The sequence below is a fragment of the Buttiauxella sp. WJP83 genome (genome assembly GCF_027594725.1).
Classification (GTDB): Bacteria; Pseudomonadota; Gammaproteobacteria; order Enterobacterales; family Enterobacteriaceae; genus Buttiauxella; species Buttiauxella selenatireducens.
The window spans coordinates 3,047,230-3,062,013 of record NZ_CP110080.1 but is presented as its reverse complement, the minus strand read 5'-3'; the positions used below and the strand labels follow the sequence as shown (position 1 = coordinate 3,062,013).

General features: G+C 47.7%; 9 protein-coding genes. All 9 read left to right on the top strand.

The window, feature by feature from the left end; all coding sequences use genetic code 11:
• Nucleotides 1-19 precede the first annotated feature (19 nt).
• Complete coding sequence (locus OH773_RS14260; RefSeq protein WP_270139464.1) at nt 20-2,863, top strand: CHAT domain-containing protein; 2,844 nt, start codon at nt 20-22, stop codon at nt 2,861-2,863.
• Nucleotides 2,864-3,454: 591 nt separating this feature from the next.
• On the top strand, nt 3,455-4,489 hold the full coding sequence (locus tag OH773_RS14255) for a sugar ABC transporter substrate-binding protein (RefSeq protein WP_183273014.1): 1,035 nt from the start codon (nt 3,455-3,457) through the stop codon (nt 4,487-4,489).
• A 112-nt stretch (nt 4,490-4,601) separates the two neighbouring features.
• Entirely contained in the window at nt 4,602-7,064 is a 2,463-nt protein-coding gene (locus tag OH773_RS14250) for an ATP-binding cassette domain-containing protein (RefSeq protein ID WP_270139463.1), read from the top strand.
• Between the two features lie 16 nt (nt 7,065-7,080).
• Nucleotides 7,081-8,055 carry an ABC transporter permease gene (locus OH773_RS14245; protein WP_270139462.1) on the top strand — a complete coding sequence of 325 codons (975 nt, stop codon included), beginning with the start codon at nt 7,081-7,083 and terminating at the stop codon, nt 8,053-8,055.
• Nucleotides 8,052-9,443, top strand: coding sequence for an NAD(P)/FAD-dependent oxidoreductase (locus OH773_RS14240; protein ID WP_270139461.1), 1,392 nt, complete (start codon nt 8,052-8,054; stop codon nt 9,441-9,443). The genes OH773_RS14245 and OH773_RS14240 overlap by 4 nt, the downstream gene beginning before the upstream one ends.
• Nucleotides 9,436-10,671 (top strand): NAD(P)/FAD-dependent oxidoreductase, encoded by a 1,236-nt coding sequence (locus OH773_RS14235; RefSeq protein ID WP_270139460.1) that lies wholly within the window; start codon nt 9,436-9,438, stop codon nt 10,669-10,671. The genes OH773_RS14240 and OH773_RS14235 overlap by 8 nt, the downstream gene beginning before the upstream one ends.
• 185 nt (nt 10,672-10,856) lie before the next feature.
• A complete protein-coding gene (locus OH773_RS14230; RefSeq protein ID WP_270139459.1) occupies nt 10,857-11,639 on the top strand; it encodes a DeoR/GlpR family DNA-binding transcription regulator in 783 nt (260 codons plus the stop codon).
• 183 nt (nt 11,640-11,822) lie between these two features.
• Nucleotides 11,823-13,259 carry a xylulokinase gene (locus OH773_RS14225; protein WP_270139458.1) on the top strand — a complete coding sequence of 479 codons (1,437 nt, stop codon included), beginning with the start codon at nt 11,823-11,825 and terminating at the stop codon, nt 13,257-13,259.
• On the top strand, nt 13,259-14,770 hold the full coding sequence (locus tag OH773_RS14220) for a M81 family metallopeptidase (protein ID WP_270139457.1): 1,512 nt from the start codon (nt 13,259-13,261) through the stop codon (nt 14,768-14,770). The genes OH773_RS14225 and OH773_RS14220 overlap by 1 nt, the downstream gene beginning before the upstream one ends.
• Nucleotides 14,771-14,784 lie beyond the last annotated feature (14 nt).

The window sequence follows — 14,784 nt, the reverse complement described above, 5'->3', positions numbered from 1 at the left end:
AGAACAAGATGAAATTAAAATGTTTGGCAAACTAATCCAACCGGGTGATAAATTTTCATCTTTTCAGTCAGTACCTATATTGTTATTTGTTTATCGATACCTCGCTTCCGGCCGCAGCGAGGAGGCCTATAGAATTTGCACAGCCCTGTATCAGGGAAGTGACTCAGAAAGTGTAAAAGATGGTGCACTTCAATGCATTTCACTAAGCAGCCTGATGTCAGGTCATTTTGACCGGGCTGAAACTATCATTATTAGGTCGGTGGCTGATTCTGAGCATCTGACCGGGAAGGAACGCAGTAAATATGCGAGTAAACTCCTGGTTCTTGCCAATCTTTACCAGGAAAGAGGTTATTTCTTAATTGCTGATAAAGTCCTGCAAAAGGCCGAAGACGCACTTGAAAGCGACGTCATTCCACTGATACCAGAAAGCACCCAAGATCACCAGCAGGCCTCCCGCCTCAATCAGGAAGAGCAGCCTTATATGAACAAACTGGAAAAAGAAATTCAGCAGTTGATTTCTGCTGGTGTTGATGATGAAGAAAAGAATCATCAACTACAAAAGATTAATGATGAATTTCAAAAAGTGGTAACACGTTTTCTCAGCAGAAACTATGACCAGTCCACCCTGGAATTACATTTGAGTATTGTCAGAAAACGTTGGCATATTGCTAATATATCAGGAGATGCTGACAAAGCATTCTCATTACTTCGGGCAATAGCCATTTTATCAGCTAAATATAATGGAAAATTTATGAATTCATCCGAGGCATTAGCGGGTTACTATTATCTGGTGAATAAAGGGGGACCTGAAGAGGCTACAAAGTATTTAACCCTGGCAAAAGGGACTGCAAAATTAGATATTGGTTATTCCTTTGATGCTCCGGACCCATTGCCCACGACGTTTAATAATCCTGGCGCGGTGGCATTATTTGGTGACGCCAGTCACAGCGGTGTTATTGCGAGTGCCATAATGAGTCTTGGGCGCGTTTATCGTGTCGAGGGGAATGTTATTCAAGCTCGGCGCTTCCTCAATACAGCACTAAAAGGCACGCAATTTACATCCGGTGAGGACAGCAACGAGACAGCCAATATCATTTATGAACTGGCGTTAACTGAACGGCAAGAGGGTAAGCTAACAGTTTCTTTAGCTCTGTTACGTAAGGCGCTCGCGATGGTTATTGCCAATGCTGAGGATGCGGCCTTGTTGCCCAGTGGTAATGCTATAGAGCTGATGGGAAACAGAAATAAGATTGCACTTGAAATAATCGATTTATTGTACTCGTCGCCGCAGCTTCTACCAGAATCCCTGCGCATGCAGGTTCTGTTTGAAGCATTTCAATGCCTGCACAGACAATTCACTGCGTCATCCATATCCTCGGCAAGTTTGCACTTGAACCAAACAAACCTCGAACATCGGAAATTACTGGATGATTACCAGACGGCGACGCGTAAACTAGCAACTACTCGTAGTTGGTATGCACGTCTGGAGTCAAATTCGTTAAACGTTGATACCAAGCAGATCGAAGCTATTAATCTTCTTCAACAACTCCAAATTCAGCAAGGTGAAGTGATTCGTCTCAGGAATAAACTCAATAAGGCGGGGGTCCTGAGCACCACTGATACAACGAGTCACAATAACTTCATGGAATTCCAAAAGAAGTTATTACCTGGGGAGGTCTTGTTACAATTTGCCTTCAATAACGTACATGGTTATGTGCTGGCTACGACACGCCAGCAACAGCACATTGCTATTATTAAAAGAGGGCGGATGGCATTTCGAAAAGACGTAGAAACTTTGCTGTATGAGGTATCTCATTTACCAAGTGATACCATGAAATTTTCCCTGAATATTGCCAACACGCTGTATGAGCAATCGCTTGCTAATGTACTCAGTAAATTTCCGCAGGCAAAACGCTTACTACTAGTCGCCGATGACGTCTGGGATGGGTTCCCGTTTAGTGTGCTGGTTGAAGGCCGTCATGAGCAGTCAATAGAGATTAACGATTATGACAAGGTCGATTGGCTGATACGCCGCTATGAGATTGCTTACTTACCTTCGCCTGCCTCTCTGGCTAGGTTAAGGACCCGTTCTCTCTCTAAGGCTCCTGATGATATTTTGGGTATTGGCAGCCCCGTCGGTCTGGTTCCTAGGTCTCCCACACGGGGGGCTTTTGTTGCTTCTTTGCTCCCTCAGCCAGACATACAAAATTTGACCGGAGCAGTTGCTGTTGGGGAACTTGAGCAAGTGGAAAAATTTTTCGCACCAGCGAAGCGGAAAATACTCATTGGCCCGGATGCAACCAATATTAATTTTTATAAGGCCAAGCCTGAAAACTATAAAATTCTTTTATTTGCAACGCATGGTTATCTTGCATCAGATTTATCAGAAATTGGCGAGCCAGCGCTGCTGATGTCCACCACTTCTCAGGAAAGTAAACCCGCTTTTCTGACAGTTAATGATATTGCCTCGATGCGTATTGATGCCAATCTGGTATTGCTCAACGCCTGCAATACAGCCGGTAGTGATGGAATGCCGGGTGCTGAATCCTTAACAGGAATGACGAATGCGTTTTTCTTCTCTGGTGCCCGATCGGTGATTGCTTCATTGTGGTCAGTTAACGATCATGCGGCGACAACGATGGGAGTTACAGTAATTGGGCAATCTTCCAGGAAAAAGCAGGCGTCGATAGCATCGCTATTACAGCAAACCATGCTGATGGCACTGAAAAACGGCCATGGACGGGAGAAACATCCCTACTATTGGGCACCCTATGTCATCATCGGTGATCCAGCTATTGAACCGCTGAGTGCGTCCAAAAAAACGTCTTTCAGTTCCACGGTGTCAATGCACAGGGGAAAATGATACTCAGGAGATAGCTACCCCGTGACACCACCATGCTGAGATGGCACCCTCACATCCAGACTGGATTGCTGTCAGCATTTCATCTTTATGTGGGTCACGAATACGCGGGGAAGATTGCCAACTGATTACAAATCAGTTTACCCCTAAGCCAACATACATAACCTAACTCTCTGGTAAAGCAATAACTCGTCGGGGTGCTATGTACCTCGGCATCTGAAACTTCCTCGTCTAAAAACCCTGTGAAGATGACTTCACCGGATGTTGACCTTTCTTTCCGACAAACCCGATACCGGTAATCACCTGGCTAGAAACACCATTCCTTAATGACCGTTCGGTCATTTCTATCTAAAAACAATTCTCGCCAAAATTATGCGCATTTATGCGACTCAGAGCTTGTTTTAAGATGTTGTTTACCCATTAGTAGTAAAAATATTACGTATTGATCACTTTTTCATAACATCGTAATTGACCGTTTGGTAATTCAAGATGTACCTTTCAGTCGTGAGGTGCTTTTTTTATAGCCGTTTAATACCAGTAGCCAGGTATGAGGCTTCATTTCAGTAACGTTGGGATTTCAATCAAGGGGTAAACATGTTCATAAACAAGACAGGTGTTGCCAGTGCTGTGATGTTGGCGTTAGTTGCTTCGGCTTCAACCTTTGCTGCGGAAAAAGTACCGGTAATCGGTGTGGTTGCCATTGATCTGCAAAACTCATTTTTTGTACGGATGAGACAGGCGGGTGATGAGGCGGCAAAAGATTATGGCGTTAAGGTTATATGGCAGGGTTCTGAAGGTAGCCTTGAGAAAGAAATCTCAAATATTGAAAACTTTGTTAACCAGGGCGTCGATGTCATTTTAGTTGACCCACTTGATCGTGCTGCTATTGCCAATGCGGTTCAAAAAGCGAAAGCAAAAAATATTCCTGTGGTTGCCATGGGTAATAAAGTTGATGGTAACTGGAATTACAACACGCTTTATCCCGACTATTCCAATATGAGTACGGTCGCCCGTGCATTAGCTAAGAAGCTCGACGGCAAAGGTGAGGTGGCTCTACTGGTTGGCGGAAAAGGCAACTATGTCTCTGACACTCGCGAAAAAGCGTTTCGCGATGTGATGTCAAAAGAGTTCCCTGGTATCAAACTGGTGGGCGTCGAAGCCACCAACTGGGATAGCACGCGCTCTTCTGATGCCATGCAAACATGGTTATCAACCTATCCAAATTTAAAAGGCGTGGGTTGTTTCGCCGATTCAATCTGCGTTGCGGCAAAAGCCATTGCGGATGCTAATGGCCGTCCTATTTCATTTGCCAGCTATGAAGGCGACCCTGAAATGTTCCCTCATGTCAGCGATGGCTCGAATGTCGTTGATGTATTAAACGGTGCATCTCGAGTGGGTTACTGGAATATTGCCGTTGCTGCTCGTCTCGCCAAAGGGGCGAAATACCCAACAGATCTGTTTATGCCTACCTATTTTGTTACATCAGATAAAACGGCGGCTGAATTAAAAGCTAATGGTCTGAGCTTCCCCTATATCACTCCGTCTAAGGCCGAATTGGTTGCGAAGGAATACCGTACAGAAATGTCACCTTCGAAACCTGACTCAGCCATGACAGTCGCTGAACAGTAATAAAAACTGTTGCCCGGTGAATAACCGGGCTTTGGAGTATCCCACGATGTCGCAAAACAGTGAGAGTACCCCCATCTCCCCGGGGTTAAAGGGCCTGAGACTCAATCAGGAAATGGTTTTATTTGTCATTATCCTTATTGCCGTGGCGGTGTTTGGTATTGCTACGCCCGATTATTTATCCCCGGAAAATCTGCTTAATATCGGCCAGCAAACCTCAGTGATTGCGACTGTTGCCTATGCGATAACGGCGGTCATCATCTGTAAAGGTATTGATATTTCCGTCGGCAGCGTTCTTGCAGCAAGCGGAATTCTTGCAGCATTGGTGATGCAGAATACAGGCATACCGGGCTGGCTGGGTATCATCGTTGTGATAATGATAGGTGCAGGATTTGGCCTGTTAAATGGCACACTCATTAGTGTCATTGGTATCAGTCCTTTTGTTACGACTCTTGCTGTTTATGCTTTTGCCCGCGGTGTCGCGCTGAGTTTTTCTGGCTCACAGTCAGTTGCTGTCGAATCGCCATTATATTTATGGTTTGGTCATACCGATATTGCAGGTATTCCAGTCAGTTTACTTATTGCCGTTTTATTAGCTGTATTATGGATGTTTTTGCTTAATCGAACCATATTTGGCCGCTGGGTGTACGCCACTGGCGGAAATACAGAGGCTGCTCATGCATCATTAATACCGGTGCGAGTCACCTGTACGCTAATTTATGTATTTGCAGGTGCCAGCGCCGGGATTGGCGCATTGCTCACCACGGGGCGAGTCGGTTCAGCACAGCCACTGGCTGGGTTTGGCCTGGAGTTTTCTGCCATTACTGCTGCCATTATCGGTGGTGCGAGACTGGCAGGTGGGCAGGGTTCTATTTTAGGTACGGCGCTGGGCGCACTGTTACTGGGCGTGGTGAATACCGGGCTCTCCTTTTTGCAAGTTTCCCAACAGGTCAATTACTTCGTCACCGGGGGATTTGTGCTGGTCGCAGTATTGCTCAGCCAGCGTGGCCTCCTGCAAGGAATGAGCTTTAAAGCGTTATTTCCGCCAAAAAACGTCAGTTTGTCTTCAGGTGAAAATATTACCCAGTCGGTTAATAGCATTGAATTAAAGGGTATTTCTAAAATCTTCCCTGGGGTGAAGGCCTTATCTAACGTTTCATTGCGCCTGAATCGTGGAGAAGTGGTAGCGTTAATGGGGGAAAACGGTGCGGGTAAATCCACACTGGTAAAAGTATTGTCAGGGATATATCACCCGGAAGAGGGTGGAATATGGCTCGATGATAACGAAATCAAATTAACATCACCGGCAGAAAGCCGTCGGGCGGGTATTTCGATTATTCACCAGCATTTCAGCCTGATCCCAGAATTAACAGTGGCAGAGAATCTGGCACTGGCGCAGACAAAACTTCCACGGTATTTCGGTATTGCGCTTAACCGGAAAAAAATGCGCCAGCATGCACGAACATTAATTAACGAATTACAGCTTGATGTCGATCCGGATGCGAAAGTTGCAGAACTGACCATCGGGCAATGCCAGATGGTGGAAGTTGCCAAGGCAATGATGGCTGATGCCTGGCTGATTGTGATGGATGAACCGACCAGTGCGTTAACTAACCCTGAACGCGATCAACTCTATTTACTGATTGATCGTCTGCTGAAAAGAAACTGCAGCGTCCTCTATATCTCGCACAAAATGCAGGAAATTTATACCCTGGCCAGTCGCGCCGTGGTGCTACGTGATGGGCAAAAAGTGGGCGAGGCCCCTTTACCTGAAACCTCAGAATCTGAGCTGATCAATATGATGGTTGGGCGCGATATCGGCAATGTTTTCCCATGGCGTGAAACCGTTCCGGGAGAGACATTGCTCGAGGTGAAAGAGCTTTCAGCGGGTGGATTGCTACAAAACATCAGCCTCTCTGTTCGTCATGGTGAACTGGTGGCATTGACCGGCTTGATGGGCAGTGGCCGTACTGAGTTGATGAGATGCATCGCCGGGCTGGGTCACTTTAATCACGGCACTATCACGCTTGATGCCCAGAAGATGACGTCCGGGCATGCCCGCCGGGCCAGTCAGTTAGGCGTTGCTTATGTGCCAGAGGACCGTCACAAAGAAGGCTTTATTGGCAGCATGTCCCTGAAAGATAACATTTCCTTACGCTGGATTTTGCATAACAGCTTTGTCGGAATCCTGCGCAGGCAAGCCATTGCCAAATTAGCCAAAAATATCATTACGCAATTAGGTGTGCGTCCATCCAATCCTGAAAACCTTGTTGCCAGTTTGTCCGGTGGCAACCAACAAAAAATTGTCATCGGTAAATGGCTGGCAACCAAACCCCGATTACTGCTGCTCGACGAACCGACCAACGGTGTTGATGTGGGCGCAAAATTTGAAATTCACAATTTAATTGCCGAATTGAAACAGCAGGGCATGGGCATTTTGATGGTTTCCAGCGAACTGCCGGAAGCTCTGGGGGTAGCCGACAGAATAATCGTTCTTAGCAAAGGGCGTATTGCCGGGGAATTACCCCGTGGGGCTACAGAAGAACAGGTGATGAGTCTGGCCTTTAAATATGTTTAAACAAGGAAAAACCATCATGAAGTCATCGCGTTCGCGAGTAAATCTGGTGTTGGACCTGGCTCCGATACTGCTGTTAATCATTCTGCTGCTGGTGTTCGGAGTGGTGGATAACAGAATTGTTTCATTAAATAATTTAAACATCATCATGTTACAGGCAACGTCAGTTGCGCTGATGGGATTGGGATTATTTTGGATCCTACTGACAGGCGAAATTGACTTATCAGCCGGTCACCTGGTTTCATTTTGCGCCGTCACCATGGGTACGTTGCTCTCATCCGGGACGGGTTTGGTACCCGCGTTAGCGATTGGCTTCTTTGCGTGTCTGACCTTTGGTTTTCTAAACGGTCTGATGGTGACTGTACTCAAATTGCCGTCATTTATTGCCACTTTAGTCACAATGTTGTTCCTGCAGGGCGCAACATTGATGGTAGCGAAAACCGGCACCATTCTCGTGTTTAACCCACTGCTGCGCAGCTTTGGGGCATTTACTTCTTCACTATGGTTTCCACCAACCGTCGTGTTTGTCTGTTTAATGGCGCTCCTGTGCTGGTGGATTTCACGCCGTACTGCTTTCGGTTTGAAGACCTACGCGGTCGGTTCGTCAGCTGAACGCGCCGAGTTGGCAGGTATTTCTGTGAAAAAACAGAAGATTGGCGTTTTTGTTCTATCTTCCGTGTTTGTTTTCCTGACGGCAACCGTGTTCATTTCACGTATCCCTGTCGTCAATCCGAACGTTGGCGGTGTCAGTCTGCTGCTGGATGCGATAGCGGCGGCGGTCATTGGCGGTACGAGTTTATTCGGTGGTCGTGGGAGCGTTGGCGGCGTGATTTGCGGTGCGCTTATTATCAGTTTACTCACTGCTGCACTGCGTATCTTAGGTGTCGAACCTTCCAGTCTGGACCTCTATAAAGGTGCAATCATTATTTGCATTCTTCTTCTCGATCAGAGCATTAACTTTGCTCGCAACCACCGTAAGCAGGTGACGCAATGAAGAAATTGAACGTTGATGTCGTCGTGATTGGTGCCGGTGTTGTCGGTTGCGCGGTCACTCGCCGCTTTGTCCTCGAGGGGGCACGCGTTCTGCTGATTGAAAAAAGCAGCGATATTCTGTCGGGTGCCAGCAAAGCCAACAGCGCCATCTTGCACACCGGGTTTGATGCTCCGCCAGACAGCACCGAATTATCCTGTATGCAACGAGGCTACCGCGAGTATCTGGAAATTTCCGGTCAGCTGAATCTGCCGATATTAAAAACGGGCGCAGTGGTGGCCGCCTGGAATCAGGATGAGATGGAAAGGCTGCCAGGCATAATGGCGCAGGCCAAACAAAATGGTGTTGCAGATGTGCAAATGCTGGATCGCGCAAGCTTACTAAAACGCGAACCTTTTCTGTCTCCTGAAGTATTGGGTGGATTGTTAGTCCCTGAAGAACATGTGATTGACCCATGGAGTGCGCCGCTGGCCTATTTACGGCAGGCCGTCGAGAACGGTGGCCAGGTGATGTGTGACACCGAGCTCCTCTCCGCCATAAGAGAGGGGAACGAATGGGTTCTCACAACGAATCAGGGAGAGATTCGCGCCTCAACGGTTATCAATTGCGCCGGTGTTTGGGGGGATAAGGTGGAATCAATTCTGCTGGGGACATCGCGCTTTACGATTAAACCGCGTAAAGGCCAGTTCGTGGTATTCGATAAAGTCGCCTCAAGCTTGCTTAACACCATTTTATTGCCGGTCCCGAATGAGCGCACCAAAGGTGTGGTGCTCGTCAGAACCATATTTGGCAATCTACTGGTTGGGCCAACTGCCGAGGAGCAAGACGATCGTCTGCATGCGGCGGTTGAAAAGCCGATGCTTGAGCAGCTAATCGCTAAAGCAGTTTCCCTGATCCCTGCGCTGTCGGGTGTGCCGGTTACCGCGGTTTATGCGGGGTTACGCCCTGCAACGGAGCGTAAAGAGTATCGTATCTATCATGACGCCGATGTCGGTTATCTGGCGGCGGGGGGAATTCGCTCCACCGGTCTGACGGCTTCACTTGGGCTGGCAGCACATTTGTTTGACCTCTACAGCACTCAACCTTCAACGACATTAACTCCCTTATTCGATCCAGTAGCGAACGCAGTCCCTAACCTGGCTGAACATTTACCTCGTGACTGGCAGATGCCAGGCAGTCACGAAATGGTTTGCCATTGCGAACGTGTCACACGGCGCGAAATAGACGCAGCACTCAATGGCCCGGTGCCTGCCAGGGATCTTGGGGGGCTGAAACGAAGAACTCGCGTCTGTATGGGGCGCTGCCAGGGGTTCTATTGCAGTAGTCGGGTTGCTGAGTTGAGCCGGGAAAAATGGGGTGAATCCCTCATTGTAGGAGACGTCAATGAATAACGAATTTGATGCTGATGTGTTGGTCATCGGGGGAGGGCCTGCTGGCATTTCCGCTGCAGTCGCATTGCGACGCAAAGGGATAAAACGCGTGATTATTATTGAACGCGAGCCAGAAGCTGGCGGTATTCCGCGTCATTGTGGCCATCCTCCTTTTGGTATGCGGGAATTTGGGCGCATTCTGTCCGGGCCTGACTATGCGCGCCGTTTGGTGCAATTAGCCAGAGAACATCAAATTGAAATAATGACAAATACCACGGTTATCAATGTGGAACCTAATGCGACACTTCTGGTGAGTAACCATGAAGGCCTGCGCCGTCTTACAGGCCTGCGTGTGATTATGGCAACCGGTGTTCGTGAATCGCCACGCTCCGCGTTGCTGGTTTCTGGTGATCGCCCTACGGGCGTACTCAATACGGGTGCTTTGCAGTCCTGGGTTTATTTACGTGGTCTGCTCCCGTTCAAACGGCCCTTAATTGTCGGCACTGAGCTGGTTTCACTGTCCGCCTTGCTGACCTGTCGCAAGGCCGGTATCAAACCGGCTGCCATGGTGGAAGCCAATCAACGGCCAACAGCCAGACGCCCGATGATGTTATTACCCCGTTTGCTGGGCGTGCCGTTGCATTATAACTGCGAGATTGCACGCATTAATGGGATGAAGCGTGTGGAGTCAGTGCTGATTCGTCAGGAAGGGAAAGAGCGTGAAATAGTCTGTGATGGTGTGCTGTTTACCGGGCGTTTTATTCCCGATTCGGCCCTTATCCGGGGGAGTCATCTACAATTGGATCCGTCCAGTGGTGGCCCTGAAATCGATCAGTTTGGGCGTTGCAGCGACCCCTCTTACTACGCTACCGGAAATATGCTCAGAGCACTGGAAACCGCAGGCTGGTCTTTCCGTGAAGGCAATCGTGTAGGTGAAATGGTAGCCAGTGATTTAGCGGGTGAAAGGAAATCATCTCAGGAATATGTACAGCTGGTGGTGGCGGATAAGCAGATTAAATGGATAGTCCCACAACGTATTGTGGCGACTGAAAAAGACAGAGGCATGGATAATCTACAACTTCGGGCACTGCAATCGGCGCAAGGAGAATTACAGCTCATCCAGAATGGCCGCGTTATCTGGAGCAAAGAAATGAAGTTATTACCAGAGCGGCGAATTTTAATCCCGTTGCAGCAAATTCCGTTAACGGATTCATTCAGCAAGATAAGCATCTCACTGAAAAACAACTGATAAACAGGAAGCAATATCATATTAATGATGCTGACTATTACACAGAATAAATGCATTATCTTCGGATGATAGTGGTTCAGGCGGGATTTTCGCCTGAAAAACATTTCAAATGAAGCTGGGGTAGCTTGGGTTATTTGTTACGCTTGCTAATAATATCGCGACATGTTTTTGGGAGGTAAGTGGTCATGCGACCTGAGCAACGACGTGCAGAGATCCTCACACTGGTCAATGAGAAACGAAAAGTGACGGTTGACTTTTTGTCGGAAAATTTCAGTGCATCAAGGGAGACTATCCGCCGTGATTTAACCGATCTGGCCATCAATGGGCAGCTGCGCAAATTTCATGGTGGGGCAACGGTACTGGATAACTTTCATGAAGGTAAATTCAGTACCCGACTGAGTGAGCAATCACATGAAAAGAAAGCTATTTCTCAGCTGGCTGCAACGTTATTTCAGACAGGTGACTCTCTATTTATTGATACCGGAACCACGACATTAGCCTTTGCCCGAGAACTGGCAGTCAGCGCAAAAGAGCTCACGATTTTTACTAATTCTGTCTCCATTACCCAGATACTTGCATCCAGTGGTGGCAATCATCGTGTGTTCTTGATTGGCGGGCAATATCGTGATGATGCGGCTGAGAATATTGGCCCGATAGCCGTCGCTCAAATTAAGCAGTTCCAGGCCGCTCATGTCGTTATGACGATTGGGGCGCTTGATACCAATGGTGTAATGGACTATGACCTGGAAGAAACGGAAATTGCCAAGGCTATGATTTCCATGGCAAAAAAAGTCACCGTTCTGGCGGATAACAGTAAACTGGGGCGCTCAGCACTGTTTTCTGTTTGTTCACTCAATCAGGTTGATCGGCTCATCACGGATGCCGTGCCGGATGATGACTTACTGGCGGCGCTTAAAGAAGCGGGTGTTGAAGTTTTGACGACCAACGCGATTAACGGAAAATCCTGAACTGAGAGGGTGGTGGCTGTGCCTGCAAATAAGTTGCGGTACCGTACACCCTCAATTTAGTCATTATTAATAGTAATAATAAAAAGAATTATCAAAACAATATATAACCCACCTTATACCGGAGGTCTTATGCCCATGCACATCATGACGTTTGATATAGGGACATCTTCCCTGAAAGCCGCATTGATTGATCAATCGGGAAAGGTGGTGGCTGGAGGTGGGACAAGTTATACCGTTTCTCATCCAAAACCAGGTTGGGCCGAACAAGATCCTGAAGAAATCTGGAACCATATTTGTGCAACAAGTCAGGATGTTATTAGCCAAAGCGCAGTCAGTACGAATGAAATTAGCGCGGTGGTATTTGTTGCGCCATGGAAAAATATTATTGCGCTTGATGACCAAGGCAAAGTATTACGAGATAGCATTATTTGGATGGACGCACGCGCGGCCGAGCAAGCAGAACGTTTGAATCAATCCGTCGGTAAGTTTGTTGGTAGCGGGCAAGAATATTGGCCGCGTTTGATGTGGATGAAAGAGCAAGAACCTGAATTATGGCATCGGGCTCGTCATATTATCGGTCTTAATACCTATTTTAAATTTAGGGCGACGGGTGAGGTCTATACCGAACCCTCGGATGATTTTATTCGCTCAGCCAATCCAGAATTAAATGATTATTATCAGACTATATTGAAAGCCGCAGATCTATTAACGGATACAGAAAAATTTCCCACAGCCAAAGACGCAACCGACATAGTCGGGAATCTGACCGAAACGGCAGCGCAGCAACTCGGTATGGCTGTGGGTACGCCGGTTATTGGAGGGTTTGGAGATTTAGTCGCCATTACCTGGGGTGCTGGCAAAGCGCAACGGGGCGATGCACATCTTTATTTTGGCACCTCTTCCTGGCTGGTGAGCATTATAAAAAACCGTTCAGAATTAGAGGCGCCACTCTATTTCTCTATTAACCAGGATAAAGAAGGTGCGGTATACGCTCTGCAGACGGGATGCCTGGCACTAGACTGGGTGATAGATCAGGTTTATCGCACTGAACGCACGGCTTTGGGTCCAGACATCTATCGCTTCATTGGCAATGAAGTCAGCCAGATTTCACCGGGAAGCGACGGCGTTATTGCCACCCATTGGCTGAGCGGGGAACTGGCGCCTTTATCTAAAAATGCGAAAGGATCGTTCTTTAATCTCACGACAAATCATGACCGCCGCCATATGGTCAGGGCCATGATGGAGAGTGTGTGCTTTACGCATCGTCGGAATATTTCCACCTTACAAGAGCATAGCAACACGCAATTGAGCCATATTCGCGTTGTGGGTGGGGGCGCAGTAAGCGATATGTGGATGCAGATGCTGGCGGATATTTTGAATATCAGTGTTCAGGTTCCTGAATCCCCGCGATATAGCGGAACGCTTGGCGCGTATTACTGTGCTGCACGAGGATTAGGCTGGCTTAATAACGATGATGCCATGGGCCGCGAGGTCAATATCGGAAAAGTGTTTACTCCGAATCCAGCGCATCGTGAAATCTATGACAGAAACTACCGTGTTTATATGAAAATCCATCCGGCTCTGAAAGAAATATATAATGAACTTAATGGTGAATATTAATGAAAATTCTTATTACTGAATTCCGCCAGGAAAGTAATTCATTTAACCCTACAAACTCTACTTTAGAATTCTGGATGCAAACTGGCGAGTATGAAGGTGCCGATGTCCGTGCACAATTTGACGGATATCCCTGCGCGATAGGCGGATTCTTACACGCTCTTGATGAGTCGGAGCATAAACCAGAAGTTATCTGCGGGACAGTGATGGCCTGTCAAAGTGGTGGGGTTGCCGAGCAATCGGTGATGGATCATTATATGTCGAAACTGATACCACAAATAACCGCAAACCTCCCACTTGACGGAGTTTTCATTTCTTATCATGGCGCGCTGGTCACCACGGAATATGATGATCCAGAAGGTGAAATAACCCGGCGAGTGCGTGAACTGGTCGGCCATTCTGCTGTAATTGCCGTCGCGACGGATCTGCATGCTTATATTTCAGAAACATTAGTCCGTAATACTAATGTTGTGCTGGCATATCTTACTTACCCGCATGTGGACTACTTTGAAACGGGTTATCGCGTGGCAAAGTTAGGGCTTGAGTGTATTACCAGCGCGGTTAAACCGGTAACGGCTTGGGTGCCTGTGCCGATGATTGTTCCTGCCGCGGCTTATAATACGCTTAAAGGTGCGTTTAAAGAGATTATTGATTTTGGAAATAACCTTAAGCAGCAGCGAAAAATTATTGATTTCTCGGTCTATCAAATGCAGCCGTGGCTGGATATATCCACACCTAATTCGTCAGTCGTTGTTGCGGCGTACTCACAAGAAGACGCAGCAAAATATGCACAACAATTGGCAGAATTACTGTATGCCAAACGTCACGAATTTAGTTTGCAACTCATGCCCATTGCTGAGGTGATTAAACGTGCCAATGATCCACATGTAACGAAGCCTGTAATATTAGTGGACTCCGCTGATTCCTGTAATGCAGGGGCTGCCGGAGACAATATGGCGGTCGCGGCAGAAATTCTTGCGTCAGGCTGCGAGTTTCGTGCCGCAACGGTGGTAAATGATGAAAAGGCGGCGCAGAAAGCACATCAATTAGGTGTGGGGGCTCGCGCTGAGTTTACCTTAGGGGCCTCTCGCGACAAGCGCTCGCAGGCCGTCACGGTGCAGGCCTATGTAAAATCACTCCATGATGGCGTCTTCAGACAAGAAGGGCCTGCCGGAAGGGGCATGACGCAGCGGATCGGGCTCACGGCAGTCCTAAGCGTAGGTAATCTGGATATCGTAGTTTGTGAGTGGATGGCTGGTAATGGCGATCCGCAACTTTATCGCGCCCACGGTATTGAACCGACGTTATATGACCTGGTGGTGGTCAAAGCATCAACCTCGTTCCGGGTTGCGTACGAAAAACTAGCGGGTGTTATTTGTGAAGCAAATACGCCAGGGTCGGCCAGTTCTGATCTGAAGTCTTTACCTTTCGAACGGTTGCCAAAAAATATCTATCCCTGGACGGATGAGAATATTTTGGATTGGTCTGTGGTATTTGCACCGATTGCTGAATAAACACGATGAGGTCA

Coding starts and splice junctions, on each gene's coding strand:
- OH773_RS14235 (WP_270139460.1), top strand. CDS start 9,436: ATGAATAACGAATTTGATGCTGATGTGTTGGTCATCGGGGGAGGGCCT.
- OH773_RS14220 (WP_270139457.1), top strand. CDS start 13,259: ATGAAAATTCTTATTACTGAATTCCGCCAGGAAAGTAATTCATTTAAC.
- OH773_RS14250 (WP_270139463.1), top strand. CDS start 4,602: ATGGTTTTATTTGTCATTATCCTTATTGCCGTGGCGGTGTTTGGTATT.
- OH773_RS14240 (WP_270139461.1), top strand. CDS start 8,052: ATGAAGAAATTGAACGTTGATGTCGTCGTGATTGGTGCCGGTGTTGTC.
- OH773_RS14260 (WP_270139464.1), top strand. CDS start 20: ATGTTTGGCAAACTAATCCAACCGGGTGATAAATTTTCATCTTTTCAG.
- OH773_RS14230 (WP_270139459.1), top strand. CDS start 10,857: ATGCGACCTGAGCAACGACGTGCAGAGATCCTCACACTGGTCAATGAG.
- OH773_RS14255 (WP_183273014.1), top strand. CDS start 3,455: ATGTTCATAAACAAGACAGGTGTTGCCAGTGCTGTGATGTTGGCGTTA.
- OH773_RS14245 (WP_270139462.1), top strand. CDS start 7,081: ATGAAGTCATCGCGTTCGCGAGTAAATCTGGTGTTGGACCTGGCTCCG.